The sequence below is a fragment of the Corynebacterium sp. HMSC075F02 genome (assembly GCF_001838335.1).
GTDB classification, from domain to species: domain Bacteria; phylum Actinomycetota; class Actinomycetes; order Mycobacteriales; family Mycobacteriaceae; genus Corynebacterium; species Corynebacterium jeikeium_D.
Genome location: NZ_KV836306.1, coordinates 271,836 through 293,351 on the forward strand (window position 1 = coordinate 271,836; position 21,516 = coordinate 293,351).

The 21,516-nt window shown below is 58.5% G+C and carries 15 protein-coding genes; 1 reads left to right on the plus strand and 14 read right to left on the minus strand.

Annotated elements, in window-relative coordinates:
* Positions 1 to 229: 229 nt before the first annotated feature.
* The 4 genes from tuf to rpsL all read right to left on the minus strand — a co-directional run bounded on the left by tuf (position 230) and on the right by rpsL (position 5,200).
* Positions 230 to 1,420 carry an elongation factor Tu gene (gene tuf, locus HMPREF2920_RS02355; protein WP_016422054.1) on the minus strand — a complete coding sequence of 397 codons (1,191 nt, stop codon included), beginning with the start codon at positions 1,418 to 1,420 and terminating at the stop codon, positions 230 to 232.
* A 502-nt stretch (positions 1,421 to 1,922) separates the two neighbouring features.
* Complete coding sequence (gene fusA / locus HMPREF2920_RS02360; RefSeq protein ID WP_016422053.1) at positions 1,923 to 4,055, minus strand: elongation factor G; 2,133 nt, start codon at positions 4,053 to 4,055, stop codon at positions 1,923 to 1,925.
* A 299-nt stretch (positions 4,056 to 4,354) separates the two neighbouring features.
* A complete protein-coding gene (rpsG, locus tag HMPREF2920_RS02365; protein WP_016422052.1) occupies positions 4,355 to 4,825 on the minus strand; it encodes a 30S ribosomal protein S7 in 471 nt (156 codons plus the stop codon).
* A 3-nt stretch (positions 4,826 to 4,828) separates the two neighbouring features.
* On the minus strand, positions 4,829 to 5,200 hold the full coding sequence (gene rpsL, locus HMPREF2920_RS02370; RefSeq protein ID WP_005509887.1) for a 30S ribosomal protein S12: 372 nt from the start codon (positions 5,198 to 5,200) through the stop codon (positions 4,829 to 4,831).
* Between the two features lie 542 nt (positions 5,201 to 5,742).
* On the opposite strand from rpsL, the gene HMPREF2920_RS02375 reads away from it, so the two are divergent.
* On the plus strand, positions 5,743 to 6,390 hold the full coding sequence (locus tag HMPREF2920_RS02375) for an SDR family oxidoreductase (RefSeq protein WP_016422051.1): 648 nt from the start codon (positions 5,743 to 5,745) through the stop codon (positions 6,388 to 6,390).
* Between the two features lie 305 nt (positions 6,391 to 6,695).
* Here the strand turns inward: HMPREF2920_RS02375 and HMPREF2920_RS02380 are convergent, their stop codons facing one another.
* The 10 genes from HMPREF2920_RS02380 to secE all read right to left on the minus strand — a co-directional run bounded on the left by HMPREF2920_RS02380 (position 6,696) and on the right by secE (position 21,166).
* Entirely contained in the window at positions 6,696 to 10,667 is a 3,972-nt protein-coding gene (locus HMPREF2920_RS02380; RefSeq protein WP_016422050.1) for a DNA-directed RNA polymerase subunit beta', read from the minus strand.
* Positions 10,668 to 10,815: 148 nt separating this feature from the next.
* Positions 10,816 to 14,304: a DNA-directed RNA polymerase subunit beta gene (locus HMPREF2920_RS02385; RefSeq protein ID WP_042388391.1), complete on the minus strand. Its 3,489-nt coding sequence runs from the start codon at positions 14,302 to 14,304 to the stop codon at positions 10,816 to 10,818.
* 433 nt (positions 14,305 to 14,737) lie between these two features.
* On the minus strand, positions 14,738 to 15,703 hold the full coding sequence (locus tag HMPREF2920_RS02390) for a cell envelope lipid trafficking protein PgfA (protein ID WP_042388387.1): 966 nt from the start codon (positions 15,701 to 15,703) through the stop codon (positions 14,738 to 14,740).
* A gap of 223 nt (positions 15,704 to 15,926) precedes the next feature.
* The gene (rplL, locus tag HMPREF2920_RS02395) at positions 15,927 to 16,310 is read right to left on the minus strand and encodes a 50S ribosomal protein L7/L12 (RefSeq protein WP_016422047.1); all 384 of its coding nucleotides are present in this window, start codon (positions 16,308 to 16,310) and stop codon (positions 15,927 to 15,929) included.
* A 124-nt stretch (positions 16,311 to 16,434) separates the two neighbouring features.
* Positions 16,435 to 16,947: a 50S ribosomal protein L10 gene (gene rplJ, locus HMPREF2920_RS02400; RefSeq protein WP_016422046.1), complete on the minus strand. Its 513-nt coding sequence runs from the start codon at positions 16,945 to 16,947 to the stop codon at positions 16,435 to 16,437.
* 387 nt (positions 16,948 to 17,334) lie between these two features.
* The gene (locus HMPREF2920_RS02405; RefSeq protein ID WP_042388383.1) at positions 17,335 to 17,967 is read right to left on the minus strand and encodes a hypothetical protein; all 633 of its coding nucleotides are present in this window, start codon (positions 17,965 to 17,967) and stop codon (positions 17,335 to 17,337) included.
* A gap of 253 nt (positions 17,968 to 18,220) precedes the next feature.
* Positions 18,221 to 18,925: a 50S ribosomal protein L1 gene (gene rplA / locus HMPREF2920_RS02410; RefSeq protein ID WP_016422044.1), complete on the minus strand. Its 705-nt coding sequence runs from the start codon at positions 18,923 to 18,925 to the stop codon at positions 18,221 to 18,223.
* A 101-nt stretch (positions 18,926 to 19,026) separates the two neighbouring features.
* On the minus strand, positions 19,027 to 19,464 hold the full coding sequence (gene rplK, locus HMPREF2920_RS02415) for a 50S ribosomal protein L11 (RefSeq protein WP_016422043.1): 438 nt from the start codon (positions 19,462 to 19,464) through the stop codon (positions 19,027 to 19,029).
* Positions 19,465 to 19,802: 338 nt separating this feature from the next.
* Positions 19,803 to 20,666, minus strand: coding sequence for a transcription termination/antitermination protein NusG (gene nusG, locus HMPREF2920_RS02420; RefSeq protein ID WP_016422042.1), 864 nt, complete (start codon positions 20,664 to 20,666; stop codon positions 19,803 to 19,805).
* A 191-nt stretch (positions 20,667 to 20,857) separates the two neighbouring features.
* Entirely contained in the window at positions 20,858 to 21,166 is a 309-nt protein-coding gene (secE, locus tag HMPREF2920_RS02425; RefSeq protein WP_016422041.1) for a preprotein translocase subunit SecE, read from the minus strand.
* Positions 21,167 to 21,516: the final 350 nt, after the last annotated feature.

The window sequence follows — 21,516 nt, forward strand, 5'->3', positions numbered from 1 at the left end:
CAACCTCCGTATTAAAGCACGTCCGGGCTACGAATGTAAAATCACGATTCCAAAGTGCAACGTACATCACACCCATTACGGCACAGTCGGCTTGACGACGGCTATTGCGTCGCCCCCACCCCGTCTAGTGTCGGGTATGTACAGATACAAAAAATCCCGACTTCCGCTTACGCGGAGTCGGGATTCTTCTAAGACTTAAGTTAAAGCACTTCCCCTATGGGGAGAAACCTTACTTAACGATCTTGGTAACGCGGCCAGCGCCGACGGTGCGGCCACCCTCGCGGATAGCGAAGCGCAGGCCCTCGTCCATTGCGACCGGCTGGATCAGCTTGACAGACATGTCAACGTTGTCGCCCGGCATGACCATCTCGACACCTTCCGGCAGGGAAACGACGCCGGTGACGTCGGTGGTGCGGAAGTAGAACTGCGGACGGTAGTTGTCGAAGAACGGGGTGTGACGGCCGCCCTCATCCTTAGACAGGATGTAGACGGAACCCTCGAACTCGGTGTGCGGGGTGTAAGCGCCCGGCTTAGCAACGATCTGACCGCGCTCGATGTCCTCACGCTTGGTACCGCGGAGCAGCAGACCACAGTTGTCGCCAGCCTCAGCGGAATCCAGCAGCTTGCGGAACATCTCGATACCGGTAACGGTGGTCTTCTGGGACTTCTCCTTGATGCCCAGAATCTCGACCTCGTCGTTAACGTTCAGAACGCCGCGCTCAACACGACCGGTAGCAACGGTGCCGCGACCGGTAATGGTGAAGATGTCCTCAATCGGCATCAGGAACGGCTTGTCGGTCTCGCGAACCGGATCCGGGATGTTCTCGTCGCAAGCTTCCATCAGCTCGACGATGGAGTTGACCCACTTCTCTTCGCCCTCAAGAGCCTTCAGAGCGGAGATGTGGACGATCGGAGCTTCCTCGTCGTAGTCCTGCTCAGCCAGCAGCTCGCGGACCTCCATCTCGACGAGCTCGATGATCTCTTCGTCGTCGACCATGTCGCACTTGTTCAGCGCAACGAGGATGTACGGAACGCCAACCTGGCGAGCCAGCAGAACGTGCTCGCGAGTCTGCGGCATCGGGCCGTCAGTAGCAGCGACAACCAGGATTGCGCCGTCCATCTGAGCAGCACCGGTAATCATGTTCTTGATGTAGTCGGCGTGGCCCGGGGCATCGACGTGAGCGTAGTGGCGCTTCTCCGTCTGGTACTCAACGTGGGAAACGTTGATGGTAATGCCACGTTCCTTCTCTTCCGGTGCCTTATCGATGGCATCGTAAGCGAACGACTCGTTCAGGTCCGGGAACTTGTCAGCCAGAACCTTGGTGATAGCGGCGGTAGTGGTGGTCTTACCGTGGTCAACGTGACCAATGGTACCGATGTTGACGTGCGGCTTCGTACGCTCGAACTTCGCCTTTGCCACTTTTAGTCCTCCTGGAGGTCTAGGTGGCCACGACTCTCGCAGCCACAATTTTGTGGTCACTCAATCCGCCTTCACAAGCATCAGAAGCCTTGAAGCTGTTCGCTTCCGACTTCGGAACGTGCGCGCGCAAAAGAGCACTATTCTTTCACTGTGCCAGTTACTCGATACTAGGGCAGGATACTGGAGTTTTCCAAACCAGACCAACCCCCTAGTTAAGGGTGGGTAACGGCCAGCAACTCACATCGTCATTTACCTGCATAAATGCTAGATATTTGAGCTGCGATCTAAAATCGGCCAACGATATGAATTGCGAGCAGCTACCCCCTAGAGCTTGCCTGTGCTAACACACGCCAACAGTCTGACGATGTCTCAGCACAGTCAAAGCTAGAGGGAATCTACTAAAGCTGCAGACCCTCGCACTGCGTTCTCTAAAAGAGTGACAGTGCAGTGCGTGCAGGGATGGGGTCAACTCTGATTGAGTGCCCCACCCTACCGGCGTGATTTAAGCGCCGGTACGAGCTGCAATGATCTCCTCGGCCACGGAGGACGGAACCTCAGCGTAGGAGTCGAAGATCATGGTGTAGTTAGCGCGACCCTGGGTCTTGGAACGCAGGTCACCAACGTAGCCGAACATCTCGGACAGCGGAACCAGAGCCTTGACAGCCTTGACGCCGGTGCGGTCTTCCATGGAGTTGACCTGGCCACGACGGGAGTTGATGTCACCGATGACCTCACCCATGTACTCTTCCGGAGTAATGACCTCAACGGCCATCATCGGCTCGAGCAGGACCGGCTTAGCCTTCTGAACAGCTTCCTTCAGAGCCTGCTGACCAGCGATCTTGAAGGCCATTTCGGAGGAGTCAACCTCGTGGTAAGCACCGTCGAGCAGGGTTGCCTTGATGTTCACCAGCGGGTAGCCGGCGAGGGTACCGTACTGCATTGCATCCTGGATACCAGCGTCGACAGACGGGATGTACTCCTTCGGAACGCGGCCACCGGTGACCTCGTTTGCGAAGAGGTAAGTTGTGGACTCGCCTTCTTCCACCTCTTCAGCGGACGGGGAGTACGGCTCCAGAGCAATGATGACGCGGGCGAACTGACCCGAACCACCGGTCTGCTTCTTGTGGGTGTACTCGAACTTCTCGACCGGCTTGCGGATGGTCTCGCGGTAAGCAACCTGCGGGTTACCGATGTTTGCTTCGACCTTGAACTCGCGCTTCATGCGGTCAACCAGGACGTCGAGGTGGAGCTCGCCCATACCGCCGATAACGGTCTGGCCGGTTTCCTCATCCAGGTGAACGGTGAAGGTCGGGTCCTCTTCAGCCAGACGCTGAATAGCGGTACCCAGCTTCTCCTGGTCAGCCTTGGACTTTGGCTCAATAGCAACGGAGATAACCGGATCCGGGAAGGACATGGACTCCAGAACGATCGGAGCATCCTGTGCACACAGGGTGTCACCGGTGGTGGTGTCCTTCAGACCAATGAAGGCGTAGATGTTACCTGCCACTGCCTCGTCAACAGGGTTCTCCTTGTTGGCGTGCATCTGGAACAGCTTACCGACGCGCTCCTTCTTGTCCTTGGTGGAGTTCAGGACCTGCTGGCCAGGCTCCACACGACCGGAGTAAACGCGGACGAAGGTCAGCTTGCCGAAGAACGGGTGAGCAGCAATCTTGAATGCGAGAGCGGAGAACGGCTCATCCTTAGACGGCTTACGGACCATATCGACGTCCTCGTCGCCCATCTGGTGGCCGTGAACCTCACCGATGTCCAGCGGATTCGGCAGGAAGTCAATGACAGCGTCGAGCAGCGGCTCAACACCCTTGTTCTTGTACGCGGTACCACAGTAGACCGGGTAGACCTCAGAGTTGATAACCATCTTGCGGATGGCGCCCTTGATCTCGTCCATGGTCAGCTCTTCGCCACCGAAGTACTTCTCCATGAGCTCCTCGTCGGACTCAGCGACGGTCTCAATGAGCTTCTCACGGTACTCGTTAGCCTTGTCGACCATGTCCGCCGGAATCTCCTCGACCTGCGCAGGAGTACCGATCTCAACCTTGCCCGGCCACATGAGGGCCTTCATCTCCAGCAGGTCAACAACGCCGTCGAAGTCATCCTCAGCGCCAATCGGCAGCTGCATAACCAACGGCTTAGCACCGAGGCGGTCAACGATGGTGCCAACGGTGTAGTAGAAGTCAGCGCCCAGCTTGTCCATCTTGTTGACGAAGCAAATACGCGGGACATCGTACTTCTGAGCCTGACGCCAAACCTGCTCAGACTGCGGCTCGACACCTTCCTTACCGTCGAAGACTGCGACGGCACCGTCGAGCACACGCAGGGAACGCTCAACCTCAACGGTGAAGTCGACGTGGCCCGGGGTATCGATGATGTTGATCTGGTTGTCGTTCCAGAAACAGGTCACAGCAGCGGAGGTAATGGTGATACCGCGCTCCTTCTCCTGCTCCATCCAGTCGGTGGTAGCGCCACCATCGTGAGTCTCGCCGACCTTGCGGTTAATACCCGTGTAGTACAGGATGCGCTCAGTCGTAGTCGTCTTACCAGCATCGATGTGCGCCATGATGCCGATGTTGCGGACCTTGTGGAGGTCCTTCTTAACGGGAAGTGCACCTTCAGCCACTTGATTCCCCACTCGTTTCAAATCGGTTTGGCGGTGAGACTCAATTACGGGATTGCAATTGGCCGTCAAATCCGCCGTCGGTCGGGTTTGCTTTATCTATAATGCCACCGTCTTGGCGCGAAGTCGCGCCGTGACGTACACCTATTGCGTAAATTCTACGCAAGACATCGGGTGTAAGCGCCGGGCTGGCCCCTATTGAGTGACCCTTAAAGATCTGTGGACCGCGACCGACGCGCGCCGTTGACATACCGGCAGCTGCTCTACGACGGTGACCACTCGCGGCCTCCGTCGATAAGCGATTACCAGCGGTAGTGAGCGAATGCGCGGTTTGCTTCCGCCATCTTGTGAGTGTCCTCACGACGCTTGACGGATGCACCCAGGCCGTTGGATGCATCGAGAATCTCGTTAGCGAGACGCTCGGTCATGGTGTTCTCACGGCGCTGACGGGAGAACATCAGCAGCCAGCGCAGTGCCAGCGTGGTGCCACGGCCCGGACGAACCTCGACCGGGACCTGGTAGGTGGCGCCACCAACACGGCGGGAACGAACCTCAAGAGCCGGCTTGACGTTCTCGATTGCGCGCTTCAGAGTCAGCACCGGATCAGTACCGGTCTTCTCTTCGCACAGCTCAAGTGCACCGTAGACGATGCGCTCTGCAGTCGACTTCTTACCGTCGATCAGAACCTTGTTGACCAGCTGCGACACCAGAGGGGAGCCGTAGACCGGGTCGTTGACGACAGGACGCTTCTGTACTGGGCCCTTACGTGGCATGGCTTACTTCTCCTTCTTTGCGCCGTAGCGGGAACGAGCCTGCTTGCGGTCCTTGACACCCTGGGTGTCGAGGGAACCACGGACGATCTTGTAGCGGACACCCGGGAGGTCCTTAACACGACCACCGCGAACGAGCACCATGGAGTGCTCCTGCAGGTTGTGGCCCTCACCCGGAATGTAAGCCGAAACCTCGATACCAGAGGTCAGACGAACACGAGCGACCTTACGAAGAGCCGAGTTCGGCTTCTTCGGGGTGGTGGTGTAAACACGGGTGCAAACGCCGCGGCGCTGAGGGGAACCCTTCAGAGCTGCGGTTGCAACCTTAGCCTTCTTGTCATGGCGGCCCTTGCGGACCAGCTGCTGAATAGTGGGCATGAAGCCTCTTTCTGTTTTCAATCCTCGCTGGACATTCTCACGACCGATGCCAACCGCAGCGGAGTAACCACCTTCCGTGTGAATGCATCACAAGAAAAGTTATTACTCATCCAGTGGTGAGCCCATCGGTTGAACGCAAGAAATGGAGGGATTTTGAACGTGCGAAACCCAGTCAGCCGCTCTCGCTGGCCTACTGGGTAATGTCTCAAGTTCCCAATTCTTTTCTGGGATCGTTGTATAACAGTACGCGAGCTGCGGGTTTAGTCCAAACACCCTGGTAATGGCCTATAAATTTCAAGCACTTTGAGCGCTTGTGGGCTTGGTGATCAAATTTTTGGGTGTTCAGCACGGCGCGCCTCGCCCCAAAAGACGCAGACGTTACTATGCCGGTTTGAATTGATAACTCGGCCAATTCTGCCGTCCGTTCGGTTTGCCCATAGTACTGTCCTGCATCAGCGCTGGAGAAACTTAATCGCCATGTTCACCACAGGCGAATGCCTTCTTCATTGCCAGCAGTGTACTGGCAGCGTATAGGTGGGGACATGTCTAAAAAGGTTATTGTCATTGGCGGCCACGGCAAGGTGGCCCAAATCTCTACTCCCCTACTTATCGACGATGGCTACGAGGTCACGTCTGTTATACGCAACCCCGACCAGGTTCCGGATATCGAGGCTCTCGGCGCCACACCAGCCGTTTACGACATCGCCAGTCTCTCGACCGAACAGTTTGCGGACCTTCTCAGCGCGCACGACGCTGTGATTTGGTCCGCCGGCGCTGGTGGAGGTTCACCAGAACGGACGTACGCGATCGACCGCGACGCAGCTATTACTTCGATTGCCGCAGCCGAGCAGGCTGGCGTTAAGCGCTACGTGATGGTCTCTTACTTTGGTGCGGGCCACGACCATGGCGTTCCAGAGGATCACAGCTTCTTTGCCTATGCCGAGTCCAAGGCTGCAGCCGACGAAGCGCTGCGCGCTTCAAACCTGGAATGGACCATTCTCGGCCCGAGTGCGCTCACGCTCAACGAGGGCCAGGATTCCATCGACACCACGGCGGACAAGGCAGGCGAGGTCGCTCGCGCGACCGTTGCCAATGTCATCGCGCAGGCCGTGTTCAACGAGGCTACCGTTGGTCGCATGATTAACTTCAACGAGGGCAACACCCCGATTGCAGAGGCTCTCAAGATGTAGAGGAGGGAGGTCGGGACGGAACCCCTAGGCCCTTCCTCCCCTGCCCCTTGCCTCTGTTCCTATCGCCTTTCTTCAGTCTCCAGCCGAGTTTTCCAGTTGGGTTGCCTCGACAAAGAAAAATCCTCCGGCACGACCGTGACGAACTAGCAACCCGCTAGTAAGCCACAACTGTGCCGGAGGATTTTTCCGGTTGCCACCTAACAGTTAGCGCACGAAGCCCCAACTGTCAGGCGAGGTGCTTTGCCAGACAGTGACCGAGGGAATTCTCCCGCTCCCCCCAGCCGCTGCCGCAAAGCTATTGATTTCTACTCGAAGGTTCCGATGTCATCCAGCGGAACTGCGGAACCGACCTGATCGATGCCGTAGGTGTCCTCGGCACCGTAGAAGCCCTCGCCGAAGGAAGCGAACGGGGCGGCTGCCTGGCGGGCAGCTTCCTCAGTCGGCTCAACCGTGATGTTGCGGTAGCGCGAGATACCCGTACCAGCCGGGATCAGCTTACCGATGATCACGTTCTCCTTCAGGCCGATGAGCTTATCCGAGCGCTTGTTGATAGCGGCGTCGGTAAGCACGCGCGTCGTCTCCTGGAAGGAGGCGGCGGACAGCCAGGACTCGGTGGCCAGCGATGCCTTGGTAATACCCATCAGCACGCGACGGCCTTCGATGACGCTGCCACCGGAGGCGACAATCTCGCGGTTCTTCGCCATGACCGTGGAGCGCTCGACCAGTGCACCTGGCAGCAGTTCGGAGTCACCTGGCTTAGACACAATCACGCGGCGCAGCATCTGGCTGACGATAACCTCGATGTGCTTGTCGTGAATGGCCACACCCTGATCACGGTAGACCGACTGGACTTCCTCGATGAGGTGGCGCTGGACGCCTCGGCGGCCCAGAACCTCGAGGACCTCGTGCGGATCGGCAGCGCCCTTGAGCAGCTGCTGACCCTTGACCACATGGTCACCATCGCGGATGGCGCGACGACGGCCATCGACAGTGATTTCAGCCAGGCCCTGACGCTTGGACAGCTTGTCGTAAACAACCTCGTCTTCGCTGTTGGCATCCGGGATGAGGGTGAGCGTGTAGAAGTGCTCGTCCTCCTCCAGGCGCACGCGACCGTTTTCGCGGACCAGCGGAGCCTTGTTCTTCGGCACGCGGGCCTCAAACAGCTCCTGGACACGCGGCAGACCACCGGTAATGTCGCCACCGACACCACCCTGGTGGAACGTACGCATGGTCAGCTGGGTACCCGGCTCACCAATGGACTGCGCAGCAACAATACCGACAGCCTCTCCGATGTCGACCAGCTTGCCGGTTGCCATCGAGCGACCGTAACACTTGGCACAGACACCGGTTGCGGTGGAACAGGTCAGAACCGAGCGGACCTTGACTTCCTTGACACCGTGGCTGAGAGCCAGGGTGATGTGGTCGTCGTTCAGGTCGGTGTCAGCCGCGATAAGGACATTGCCCTCAGCGTCGGTGACATCGGCTGCCAGCACACGAGCAATCGCGGCGGTCTCGACATACTTCGCACGACGGATCTCGCCGGTCGGGTTGCCGGCTGCGTCCAGAACATCCTCGCCGATCTCGACAATGACACCATCGTGGGTGCCACAGTCCTCTTCGCGAACGATGACGTCCTGCGCAACGTCGACCAGACGACGGGTCAGGTAACCCGAGTCAGCGGTACGAAGCGCGGTATCGGCCAGACCCTTACGGGAACCGTGCGAGTTGTTGAAGTACTCGAGAACCGACAGGCCTTCGCGGAAGGAGGTCTTAATCGGACGGGTGATGTATTCACCACGCGGGTTCGTAACCATACCCTTCATGCCGGCCAGCGAGTGAATCTGGCCCATGTTACCGGCAGCACCCGACTTCACGATCATCGGAATCGGATTGTCATCCGGGTACAGAGCCTCGACCTTTTCACCGACCTCAGCCGTCGCAGCCTTCCACAGGTTAACCAGCGACTCGTGACGCTCAGCAGCCGAGAGCTTACCGCGGCGGAACTTCTTCTCCACCGTGGCGGCCTTCTCTTCGTAGCCGTTTAGGATCTCCCGCTTGTTCGGGAGAACCAGCACGTCAGACATAGCAATGGTGACACCAGAACGGGTAGCCCAGTAGAAGCCAGCATCCTTGAGCTTGTCGACGGTCTGAGCGACCGTGATCATCGGGTACTTGGCAGCCAAGTCGTTGATGATCGCAGCCTGCGGCTTCTTAGCCATAACGCCTTCGACGTATGGGTAGTTCCACGGCAGCAGGTCGTTGAACATAACGCGGCCCAGCGTGGTCGAAGCCAGCCAGGTATCGCCCTTGTTCCAACCGTCTGGGAACTGCTCGGCCTCAATCTCGGCCGGCGGACGCAGGTGGCTGATGCGCACCTTAATCGGGCTCTGCAGACCAATTGCACCGCGGTCGTAAGCCATGATGGCCTCGGCCGGGCTGGTGTAAATACCCTGCTCCGGTGCGTCCTCGGTGGCATCCTGGTGGCCACCCGGCAGCTCCGGCTTCTCCAGCGTCAGGAAGTACAGGCCAGTGACCATATCCAGACGCGGCATAGCCAGCGGCTTACCGGAAGCCGGCGACAGAATGTTGTTCGAGGACAGCATCAGGACGCGAGCCTCGGCCTGTGCTTCAGCGGACAGCGGCAGGTGGACTGCCATCTGGTCACCGTCGAAGTCGGCGTTGAAAGCCTCACATGCCAGTGGGTGCAGCTGAATTGCCTTACCCTCAACCAGGACCGGCTCGAAAGCCTGAATACCCAGGCGGTGCAGCGTAGGTGCACGGTTCAGCAGGACCGGGTGTCCGGTAATGACATCTTCGAGGACGTCCCACACCTCTGGGCGCTGACGCTCAACCATGCGCTTCGCGCTCTTGATGTTCTGCGCGTAGCTCTTGGCCACGAGCTCCTTCATCACGAACGGCTTGAACAGCTCAAGTGCCATCAGCTTCGGCAGACCACACTGGTGCAGCTTCAGCTGCGGGCCGACGATAATAACCGAACGGCCGGAGTAGTCAACACGCTTACCCAGCAGGTTCTGACGGAAACGACCCTGCTTACCCTTGAGCAGGTCGCTCAGGGACTTCAGCGGGCGGTTACCCGGACCAGTGACCGGGCGGCCGCGACGTCCATTGTCGAACAGTGCGTCAACGGATTCCTGAAGCATGCGCTTCTCGTTGTTGACGATGATCTCCGGAGCGCCGAGGTCGATCATGCGCTTCAGGCGGTTGTTGCGGTTGATGACACGACGGTAGAGGTCGTTCAAGTCCGAGGTCGCAAAGCGGCCACCGTCGAGCTGCACCATCGGGCGCAGCTCCGGCGGAATCACCGGGATGCAGTCGAGCACCATAGCGGCTGGGTCGTTGCCGGACTGCAGGAATGCAGTGACAACCTTCAGGCGCTTGAGGGCGCGCATCTTCTTCTGACCCTTGCCGTCGCGAATAATCTCGCGCAGCTCCTCGGCCTCCTTGGCCAGGTCGAAGTTGCGGATCAGGGTCTGAATAGCCTCAGCACCCATACCACCGGTGAAGTAGTCCTCGTAGCGGTCGACGAGCTCGGTGTAAATACCCTCGTCGATAATCATCTGCTTCGGCTCGAGCTTGATGAAGGTGTTCCAAATCTCATCGAGACGATCCAGCTCGCGCTGGGCGCGCTCACGGATGTGGCGCATCTCGCGCTCGGCTGCAGACTGAACCTTCTTGCGGGCGTCAGCCTTGGCACCGGCTGCCTCGAGCTCAGCCAGATCCTCTTCCAGGGTCTGGGCGCGTTCGGCCAGCTCCTGGTCGCGGTCGTCCTCAACCAGCTTCTTGTCCACGAGCATGTCTGCTTCGAGGGTTTCCTGGTCGTTGTGGCGAGCCTCTTCATCCACAGAAGTGATGATGTTGGCAGCGAAGTAGATGATCTTTTCCAAATCCTTCGGAGCCAAATCGAGCAGGTAGCCGAGGCGAGACGGCACACCCTTGAAGTACCAGATGTGAGTGACCGGAGCGGCCAGCTCAATGTGGCCCATGCGCTCACGGCGAACCTTCGACTTGGTCACCTCAACGCCACAGCGTTCACAGATGATGCCCTTGAAGCGAACGCGCTTGTACTTACCACAAGCACACTCCCAGTCACGGGTCGGGCCGAAGATACGCTCACAGAAAAGGCCATCCTTTTCCGGCTTCAGCGTACGGTAGTTAATCGTCTCGGGCTTCTTGACCTCACCGCGAGACCAGCGGCGGATGTCGTCGGCGGTAGCGAGCCCAATCCGGAGCTCGTCAAAGTTGTTGACGTCGAGCACCTGTTTTCCCTTTCCCTCCGCATCGAAGTAATGCGGAAACCAAATTCTCTGCGGAGGTTTTTGTACGTTGTCGTCTGTGTTGGGTTATTCGCGAGTTAGGGCTTCCCGACCCTGATACTCACGCAATGTTTCGTCGTTAAGCGAGAAACTATGCGGAGTCAGCGTCAGAACGCTCGTCGCGGGACAGGTTAATGCCGAGGGAAGCGGTCGCGTGGTCGAGTTCCTCATCGTCGGAGGAGCCCAACTCAACCGGAACGCCGTCGGCCGAAAGGACCTCAACGTTCAGGCAGAGCGACTGCAGTTCCTTCAGAAGCACCTTGAACGACTCCGGAATACCCGGATCCGGAATGTTGTCGCCCTTCACGATTGCCTCGTAGACCTTGACGCGGCCAACCACGTCATCGGACTTGATAGTGAGCAGCTCCTGCAGGGTGTAGGCAGCGCCGTATGCCTGCATTGCCCACACCTCCATCTCACCGAAGCGCTGACCACCGAACTGAGCCTTACCACCCAGCGGCTGCTGGGTAATCATGGAGTACGGACCGGTGGAACGAGCGTGAATCTTCTCGTCGACCAGGTGGTGCAGCTTCAGCATGTACATGTAGCCCACCGAAACCGGGAACGGGAACTTCTCGCCAGAGCGGCCGTCGAACAGCGTGGCCTTACCGTCAGCGTTGACCAGCACCTCGCCGTCACGGTTCGGGCGGGACGACGCGAGCAGACCAGCGAGCTCCTCGTTCTCAGCACCGTCGAACACTGGGGTTGCGACCAGGGAGTCGGACGGAACGTCGTGCAGGTCAGCCGGAAGACGCTTAGCCCAATCCGGGTCGCCCTCAATGCTCCAGCCGGCCTTCGCCAGCCAGCCGAGGTGAACCTCGAGGACCTGGCCGATGTTCATACGACGCGGAACACCGTGGGTGTTCAGAATGATGTCGACCGGGGTGCCGTCCGGCAGGAACGGCATATCCTCCTGCGGCAGGATCTTGCCGATAACACCCTTGTTACCGTGGCGACCTGCCATCTTGTCGCCGTCCTGAATCTTGCGCTTCTGCGCAACGTAGACGCGGACCATCTCGTTGACACCCGGTGCCAGGTCGTCATCGTCTTCACGGGAGAAGACGCGGACGCCGATGACCTTGCCGGACTCACCGTGCGGAACACGCATGGAGGTGTCACGGACCTCGCGGGACTTCTCGCCGAAGATAGCGCGCAGCAGGCGCTCCTCCGGAGTCAGCTCAGTCTCGCCCTTCGGCGTGGTCTTAGCGACCAGGATGTCACCGTCGCGAACGTCGGCACCGATGCGGACGATACCGCGGTCATCCAGATCCTTCAGCATCTCCTCGGATGCGTTCGGGATGTCACGGGTGATTTCCTCCGGACCCAGCTTGGTGTCGCGGGCATCAATCTCATGCTCCTCGATGTGAATCGAGGTCAGGATGTCCTCCTCAACCATGCGCTGGTTCAGGATGATGGCGTCCTCGTAGTTGTGTCCTTCCCACGGCATGAATGCCACGAGCAGGTTCTTACCAAGTGCCATCTCACCGTTGTCGGTACCCGGACCATCAGCGATGACCTGGCCGGCCTCAACACGCTGGCCTTCGTCAACCAGTGGCTTCTGGTTGTAGCAGGTGCCCTGGTTGGTGCGTTCGAACTTGCGCAGCAGGTAGGTGTGGCGCTGGCCCTCATCGTCCATGATGGTGATGAAGTCTGCCGACACCGTCTCGACCACACCGGTGGCCGAAGCGACAATGACATCGCCGGCGTCGTAAGCAGCACGCTGCTCCATACCGGTACCGACGAACGGAGCCTCCGAACGCAGCAGCGGCACAGCCTGACGCTGCATGTTCGCACCCATCAGGGCACGGTTAGCGTCGTCGTGCTCGAGGAACGGAATCATGGCGGTAGCCACGGAGACCATCTGACGCGGGGAAACATCGAGGTAGTCGACCTCATCGGCGCGGACGGACTCGACGTCACCACCCTTCTTACGAACAGACAGGGTCTCCTGAACGAAGTGGCCGTTCTCGTCGATCGGGGTGTTGGCCTGCGCGACGACGTAGCGGTCTTCCTCATCAGCGGTGAGGTAGTCGACCTCGTCGGTGATGACACCATCGCGGACGCGACGGTACGGAGTCTCAATGAAACCGAACGGGTTCACGCGTGCGTAGCAGGACAGCGAACCAATCAGGCCAATGTTCGGACCCTCTGGGGTCTCAATTGGACACATGCGACCGTAGTGGGACGGGTGAACGTCTCGAACCTCAAGGCCAGCACGGTCACGGGTCAGACCACCCGGGCCCAGTGCGGACAGACGACGCTTGTGGGTCAGGCCCGACAGCGAGTTGTTCTGGTCCATGAACTGGGACAGCTGGGAAGTACCGAAGAACTCACGGATAGCCGCGGAAACCGGGCGCACGTTAATCAGGGTGGTCGGCTGGATCGACTCCACGTCCTGAGTGGTCATGCGCTCACGAACCACGCGTTCCATGCGGGACAGACCCACGCGGACCTGGTTCTGAATCAGCTCGCCTACGGTACGCAGACGACGGTTACCGAAGTGGTCGATATCGTCGGTCTCAACCGGGATTTCGACGCCTTCCGGCGAGGTCATAACATTCTCGCCGTCGTGCAGACGCACGAGGTATTCGATGGTGGTAGCAATATCCTGCTCGGTCAGAACCATCTCGCCGGAGGCATCAGCGCCCAGGCCCAGCTTGCGGTTGACCTTGTAGCGACCGACCTTAGCCAGGTCGTAGCGCTTCGGTTTGAAGAAGTTGTTCTCCAGCAGAGCCAGCGCGGACTCGCGCGTCGGCGGCTCACCCGGGCGCTGCTTGCGGTAAATCTCCAGCAGGGCCTCGTCGGTGTTTGCAACACCGTCCTTCTCCAGGGTGGCCATCATGATCTCAGAGAAGCCGAAGCGCTCCTTGATCTCCTCGGTGGTCCAGCCGAAAGCCTTCAGCAGAACCGTGACCGGCTGGCGACGCTTACGGTCAATACGAACGCCGACGGTGTCCCGCTTGTCGACGTCGAACTCCAGCCACGCACCGCGCGACGGAATAATCTTCACCGAGTGCAGCGGGCGCTCGGTGGACTTGTCGATGGTCTCATCGAAGTAGACGCCCGGAGAGCGCACCAGCTGAGAAACAACGACACGCTCAGTTCCGTTGACGATGAACGTACCCTTGTCCGTCATCATCGGGAAGTCACCGATGAAGACGGTCTGGCTCTTGATCTCACCGGTCTCGCGGTTGGTGAACTCCGCGGTGACGTAGAGGGGAGCCGAGTAGTTGATGTCCTTATCCTTGGACTCATCCACGGTGTTCTTGACGGAGTCGAACCATGGGTCCGACAGCGTCAGGGACATCTTCTGGGAGTAGTCCTCGATCGGAGAGAGCTCTTCTAGAATATCTTCGAGACCGCTGGTAACCCGAGCGTCTTCTCCGAGCTCCTCCTGGCGACGAGCACGCCACTCAGGCGTGCCAATGAGCCATGCGAAAGACTCACGCTGCAGGTCGAGCAGACCAGGAACCGCAATCGGCTCCTGAATCTTTGCAAACGAGTACCTCTTCGAAGCTCCGGGAATACCGGTTACTGCCTTGGTCTGGCGGGAGACTGCCAAGATGCGTCCTTCCAGCACCTCACGCGGTGGAGCACACCGGCAACCGGTGGTGCGCTCCGCCCGCTTGGTTTATACGCGATTCAAGTTGCAGGAATTATTTCTGTTGCGCACCGGGATACTTTGCGTCTAACCTTTGGTCACACACGAAAGTGATTCCCCCGCCACTTGGCCTCCAAGACCAGCCTTTAAAGGCGAGCCCCCGAGCCCTAACGGCGGCGTCGCAGCAACTCCTTTAACAGCTAGATGCACGAAAAACGGTGCTACATAATAGCCCCGCGCTCCGAGCGCAAACTATAAAAGAGCTGGCGACAGATACACTAATTCCAGCGCAACGATTTAGCCTATATCAAAAACTGGCAGTTGTCTAGTACAACTTGACAAATCGGGCGTGTCGCATTCACCCGTTACCGATATAACGATGAGGCCTGGGCGCTATGGCCGTCGTAAAGCGTTACTCTGTTTTACGACGGGTCGAAGGACGCACGATACCCACGATTGCGATGAATACCAGAATCGAACCGGACGCAATGAGGCCGATTGACCACGGCTCTAGAGCTGGGCGCTGGAAATTCTGTATTGCGCCAAAGAGAAGCTGATTGGAAAGGCCTTCGTCCATCTTGCCGTTGAAGCGCAGGTAGTCCATGATCGGCTCGCCATCGCGGGTCTCCCACCAAAGGTGGATGTCCTCGGCCATATCGATGACCGAGCCAGACTTGGGCTCAACCCACAAATCACGGGTGCCCTGGTACTGGAGGAAGCCGGACTTGTCATCCTGGGTTAGCTGAGAGACGTAAGAACGGTACTTCTGGGCGAGATTCGTCTTCTCAATGTCCTGACGGAAATGCAGGACACGGTTACCGCCGCGCTCCTCTTCCCCGACAAACTTTGCCGGCAAGGAATCGTGGAGGAGATCATCAAAGATCAGGTATTCCTTTTCCTCCGTGTCGGCCGGAAGCTTCACCCAGTTCCCCTCGAAAGCCACTGACCGTGGAACGCCTGCCATGCGGTCGACAAGCGTCGCAGGAGCCAGCGCCTCGCCAGTGAGGCGGTCGATGGTAACTGTCCAGATATTGGCCTCGATAAGCTCCGTCAGCGGGTCGGTGCCTATGACCTCAGGGGGAAGCTCACGCATTTCAGTCACACCGACACGGAGCGAAACCTTGTCCGCATCCGCGGGTTCGATGAGCACGCCATGGAGCTGTCGCTGCAGCGGCGAGTGCACTTCCTCCCGCTTGCCCTCTTCGTTAATCCTGGTGGATACGCCGTCTTCCGCCCGCAGGGTATACGACACCGGCGGCAGGTCAAGCGGCATTTTGGGATCAACATTGAGCACTTTGGGCAGCAAAATGCCAGCAGCAAGCAGTGCGGTGCCTAGACCCAACAGAAGGATAGACAAAATTCTCGGCCGTGAGAGCATGTTAGATACTTTACAGGCCAATAAGGGTAATCAAGACAATGAGTGGGCTGGTTTTTGCCTCAACTCCCTGTGACGGGTGAGATTAGTGAGGTTTTGCCCGGGTCAGGTGGGTTAGCAAAGGCCCCAGATACAAAAGAACCGCCAACCCCGGGCACGAAGCCCAGAACTGGCGGTCAGAATTGGTAGCTTTAGGCCACTACCGGGGCCGAGGCAAGTAATTGAATTACTTGAGGGCAACCTTTGCGCCAGCCTCTTCCAGCTTAGCCTTAGCAGCCTCAGCGTCGTCCTTGGAAGCACCCTCCAGGATAGCCTTCGGAGCGGACTCAACCATCTCCTTAGCCTCCTTCAGGCCCAGGCCGGAGACGATCTCACGGACAGCCTTAATAACGCCGATCTTCTTAGCGCCAGCGTCCTCGAGGACGACGTCGAACTCGTCCTTCTCCTCAGCAGCAGCCTCGCCGCCAGCAGCGCCTGCAGCAGCAACTGCAACCGGAGCAGCAGCGGTGACGTCGAACTCTTCCTCGAAAGCCTTCTTGAACTCGGTGAGCTCAACGAGGGTCATTTCCTTGAAAGCCTCGAGCAGTTCCTCAGTGGTGTACTTAGCCATGGATATTCTCCTATGAGTGTGGTGCGGCCGCTCCCCTCAGAGATCCCTGGGGTCGAAGCCGTCAAAGTGATATTGAAAAGTTTTTCGCGTGATTTAGTTCGCGTAGATCGCGAGCCGCTCGGGATTACTTCTTTTCCTCGAGTGCCGCAGCAAGGCGGGCAACCGAGGAGGTCGGAGCGTCGAGCAGGCCAGCGACGTTCGCCAGAACGCCGTTGAAGGCACCAGCCAGCTTTGCCAGCGTGGTCTCACGGTTATCCATATCCGCAAGAGCCTCGAACTGTGCTGCATCCATTGCAGCACCGTCCATGTAGCCGCCCTTGATCACGAGGTTCTTGTTGTCACCGGCGAACTTCTTAATCGCCTTAGCCGCATCCACAGCCTCGCCCTTGATGAAGGCGACTGCAGTCGGGCCGTTCAGGTGCTCATCAAGACCCTCAATCCCTGCCTCGTCGGCAGCGATCTTGATCATGGTGTTCTTGGCGACGGAGTACTTAACATCAGCACCGAGGGCGCGACGCAGTTCCGTGATTTCCGCAACGGACAGGCCGCGGTACTCAGTCAGCACGATAGCGTTGGACTCTTCAACGTCCTGCTTCAGCGCTGCAACAGCTGCAATCTTCTCAGCATTTGCTGCCATGTGTACTCTCGCCTCCTTCCTGGTCTTTGCAATTTTCCGCTCGGCCAAGTGAAGGATTCTTTTGCGCAAATACAACAAACGCCCCAATCCTCGCACAAGGATGGGGCGCACAATTCTTGTGGCGTGTTCCACTTCAACTCCGCCAACCCCAAGGCCAGCAGGTGAAGTCAAACTGCGCAAGCGCTTCCAAGTCCTCCTGCGTGGGCCGCTCACTGTATTCCTACAATGAAACCTTCAATCCGCTTCTTTCAAAGCGAATGACCGACGGTCTTCGGTGAAACTTGAGTACCAACCTCCATCTTCCCAACTCGATGTTGGTACCGATTGGAAGCCGGTCAAACTTCGTGAAGAAACTTTATACCAGACCCTGGCAATTAACCAAATCGCCTATCCAAACCGCGCCGCACCTGGCTCTCCGAAGCGGCCGAACTCCAGGTCCTTCTCACGTTGCTGGACAATCATCTCGAGCTCGGCAAAGTACGCATTCAGGTTGTCGTCGGCAAGCCAGAGCACTTGGTCGGCGTAGTCGAGCACCACGCGCACCATGTCGTCGGGATGTGCGTCCAATCTGGCGGCGTCGAGAATATCCACGGTGAGTGTCAGTGCCACGCGCACAACCGGCGGGATCTGCGATGCCAGGCACTGCTGCGCCACGACATTGCGCAGCTCGACGGCCTCCATCCGCGCGATGATGCGCAACAGCCGCACGACCACGACCTGCGCCGCCCGAGCTTGCAGAGCTTCCTCCTCACTCATCCCCGGAAGCACCACAGAGTCCTGGATATTGCGGCGAAGGACCTCAGCTACGCGCTCGTCCTCCCCTAGCCCCGTCAGTACCTCGCCCAGCAGAGTCTGTCCCGCGATGCGCAGGCAGGGCATGTCATAGGCGTCGTCGCCCAACGAGTCGAGATACGAGATGAGCTGCGATTCAATAATTCCGGAACCGTCGTCGAGCTGCGCCAGGCGATTAATCTCGCCGAGCGCCTCCAGCCCTTCTTCGGGTTCCAAAATTAACGTCATAGTCGCGATTTTAAGCAACAAACTTTGGCTGTGAGTCCATTTCGCCTGGATTAGTTGTTTGGATTAGCAATTCGCTTTACGACGTCTACCGCGCCCAAGCCCCCACCGCGCTATCGATACCCCTTATGCCAATGCAAAACCGCCACCTCACACACTCTGGAAAGTGCGCGCGGCGGCGGTTTTAAAGAGCTTTGCTCAGAGTCACTCTCGAGTGACTCGTGAAGAGCACACTCGCCTATCGGCTGATGCTGATTTAGGCGGTGTAGTCCTTGATCACACTGGTGTCAACCGGGATGCCCGGGCCGTTGGTGGCGGAGACGGTGATCTTCTTCAGGTACTTACCCTTAGCAGCGGACGGCTTGAGGCGCATCAGCTCGTCGATAAGCGCACCGTAGTTCTCGGCCAGCTTCTCAGCGTCGAAGGAAGCCTTACCGATAACAGCCTGCAGGTTTGCAGCCTTGTCAACGCGGAAGGAAATCTTACCGCCCTTGATCTCGGTGACAGCCTTAGCGACATCCGGGGTAACGGTGCCGGTCTTCGGGTTCGGCATCAGACCACGCGGGCCGAGGATGCGAGCCACGCGACCAACCTTGGCCATCTGGTCCGGGGTAGCGATAGCAGCGTCGAAGTCGGTCCAACCGCCCTGAATCTTCTCGATCAGCTCCTCGGAGCCAACGAAGTCAGCGCCAGCCTCTTCAGCCTTGGTGGCGTTCTCGCCAGCAGCGAAGACGACAACGCGGACGGTCTTACCGGTACCGTTCGGCAGGGAGACAGTGCCGCGAACCAGCTGGTCAGCCTTGCGCGGGTCAACGCCCAGGCGGATGGCGACGTCGATGGTGGCGTCGTAGTTCTTGGAGGAGGTCTCCTTGGCCAGGTTAGCGGCCTCGAGCGGAGAGTAGATGCGGCCGGCGTCGATCTTCTCGGCGGCGGCGCGGTATGCCTTAGAGTTCTTGCTCATGAAAAGTCCAATCTCAATTAAGTGAAATGGTTGGATTGTGGTGTGTAGCGGGCCGAAGCTGGCCCTACCACTTGATGAAGGTGCAGCTAAACGCTGACGGTTTACTTAGCGCCCTCGACGGTGATGCCCATAGAACGAGCGGTACCGGCGATGATGCGTGCACCCATCTCGATGTCGTTAGCGTTCAGGTCCGGCTTCTTCAGCTCGGCGATTTCCTTGCACTGCTCCCAGGTCACGGAACCGACCTTGTTGGTGTGCGGAACGCCAGAGCCCTTCTGGATGCCAGCGGCCTTCAGCAGCAGCTTAGCTGCCGGCGGGGTCTTCAGAACGAAGGTGAAGGAGCGGTCTTCGTAGACAGAGATTTCAACCGGGACAACGTTGCCACGCTGGTTCTCAGTTGCTGCGTTGTAAGCCTTGCAGAACTCCATGATGTTGACACCATGAGCACCCAGTGCCGGACCAACCGGCGGAGCCGGGTTAGCCTGACCAGCCTGAATCTGCAGCTTAATAATCGCAGAAAGCTTCTTCTTCGGAGCCATCGGATTAACCTACTTCCTAGTTACCGGGGCACGCCGCCCCGATGAAAAGGCGACTCACCCCGTCCGGATGCCGACGCTTTACGACGACCCTTGCGCCCTCGACCATCATGGCCGCTGGCGCTGGTCATCGAGTTGGTGCCAGCCACCGGGGATACGAATTACTTGGCGCATCTGTGCTCAAGGCACAAAAATGCACGCCTGGCTACGTTACCGCAGCGTATGGCGTGCATCAAAATCCGTTACCGGATTGGTTGCGCGAGCGAGCTAGCTGGTGCCTTGCTCGGCGCTTGGCTTGGCGGTGCTCTCCGCTTGGCTCTGCGCCTGGCTTGAGGTCGGGCCTAGTTCAGCTTCTCGACCTCATCGATGCCCAGCTCGACCGGGGTCTCACGGCCGAAGATGGAAACCAGAGCCTTCATGCGGCCGGTGTCCGGGTCGATCTCGGAGATGGTCGCAGCCACAGATGCGAACGGACCGGACAGGATGGTGACGGACTCGCCGACCTCATAGTCGATGGCGACGGCCTTCTTCTCCGCCTGCGGCGCCGCTGCGACAGCCAGCTCACCGTCGGCATTTGCAGCTTCTTCAGCGGCGTCCGCGGTGATGGTCTCCTTCGGCATGAGGAACTTAGCGACCTCGCGAATCTTGACCTTGGACGGCTGGCCCTCGCTACCGACGAAGGAAGTAACACCCGGGGTGTCGCGGACGACGGACCAGGACGGGTCATCCAGGCTCATACGAACCAGAACGTAGCCCGGCAGCAGCTTGCGCTTAACGATCTTCTTCTTGCCGTCGTCCTTGCGCTCTTCGACTTCCTCAACCGGAACGATGACCTCGTGGATCTGCTCATCGACACCCATGGTCTGGGCGCGCATTTCCAGGTTGGTCTTCACCTTGTTCTCGTAGCCGGAGTAGCACTGGATGATGTACCAGTCGCCCGGACGACGCTTGAGCTCACGCTGGAACTCGCGCAGGCGCTTACGGTACTCGGCATCTGCGTCAGCAGCTGCCTGTACCTCAGCGTCAGCGGCAGTCTCCTCTGCCGGCGCTGCTTCTGCTGCAGCAGTGTCAGCTGCGGCTGCGTCGGCTGCGGCTGCACCCTCGGCCGGAGCTTCTACCTGAGCCGGTGCGCCCTGCGCATCCTGCTCAGTTGCGGCAGCATCCGCGGACTGGGCGTCGGAGAAAATATTCTGACCATCATTCATGTCGTGCTAACCCCTCTTGTATCTACATCAACGGTTCGCGACATTGGCATCTTCGCCTAAAGAGTCTTAAGAGCCAATATGCCATCCGCAATCACTTCGCACAGCCAGACACCAGCTGCGCTAACGAATAATCCCGCCGTCCGGAACTCGGAGGCGGGATGAAAAGCATCACTGCGAAACAGTATAACCGATTACTTACCCAACACCGATCGGACACCCAGACCGGCCAGCGTGTCCACACCCCACACGAGAGCGATCATGGCAATCAGGAACAGAATCACGATGATGCTGTAGGTGACCATCTGGCGGCCGGTCGGCCAAATCACCTTGCGCAGCTCGTCAACTACCTGCTTGATGAAAACCAAAGGATTACGAGTCGAAAGCTCGTTGGTCTCCTTCTCACGCGCAGGCTTCTTCGCCACGGTGGTCTGCGCGCCCGTCGCCTGGCGCTTACCGGACGGGCGAGCCGCCGCCTGGAAAGTCTGGTTTTCCTCAGACACGATGCTCCTTCGCTACTTCGTGCATATGAGACCTAAAGATACTGCACAGTGAAACTCAAACGTGAATTCTTCAAGGGCAGACTCCGGGAATGTTCTCCGGATCCAAGCCCCCACTGTGCAGAGCAAGTCTGGTTCAGTGCGTAAATTCTAGCCGATAATCCACACTATCGAAGAAATGCCCTTCGTGGGAACCGCAGGCTTCGAGATTCGATTCTGACAACCCCAAAGAGCCACGGGCTGCTCGCTCGGGGATGCGAACTTGGGGCTGCAAATGTGAAACTGTATGGGTTTATGACACTTTCAAGCCATTTTTCGGGCGGTAGGGTCAGGCGGTCATTGCATCATGGATA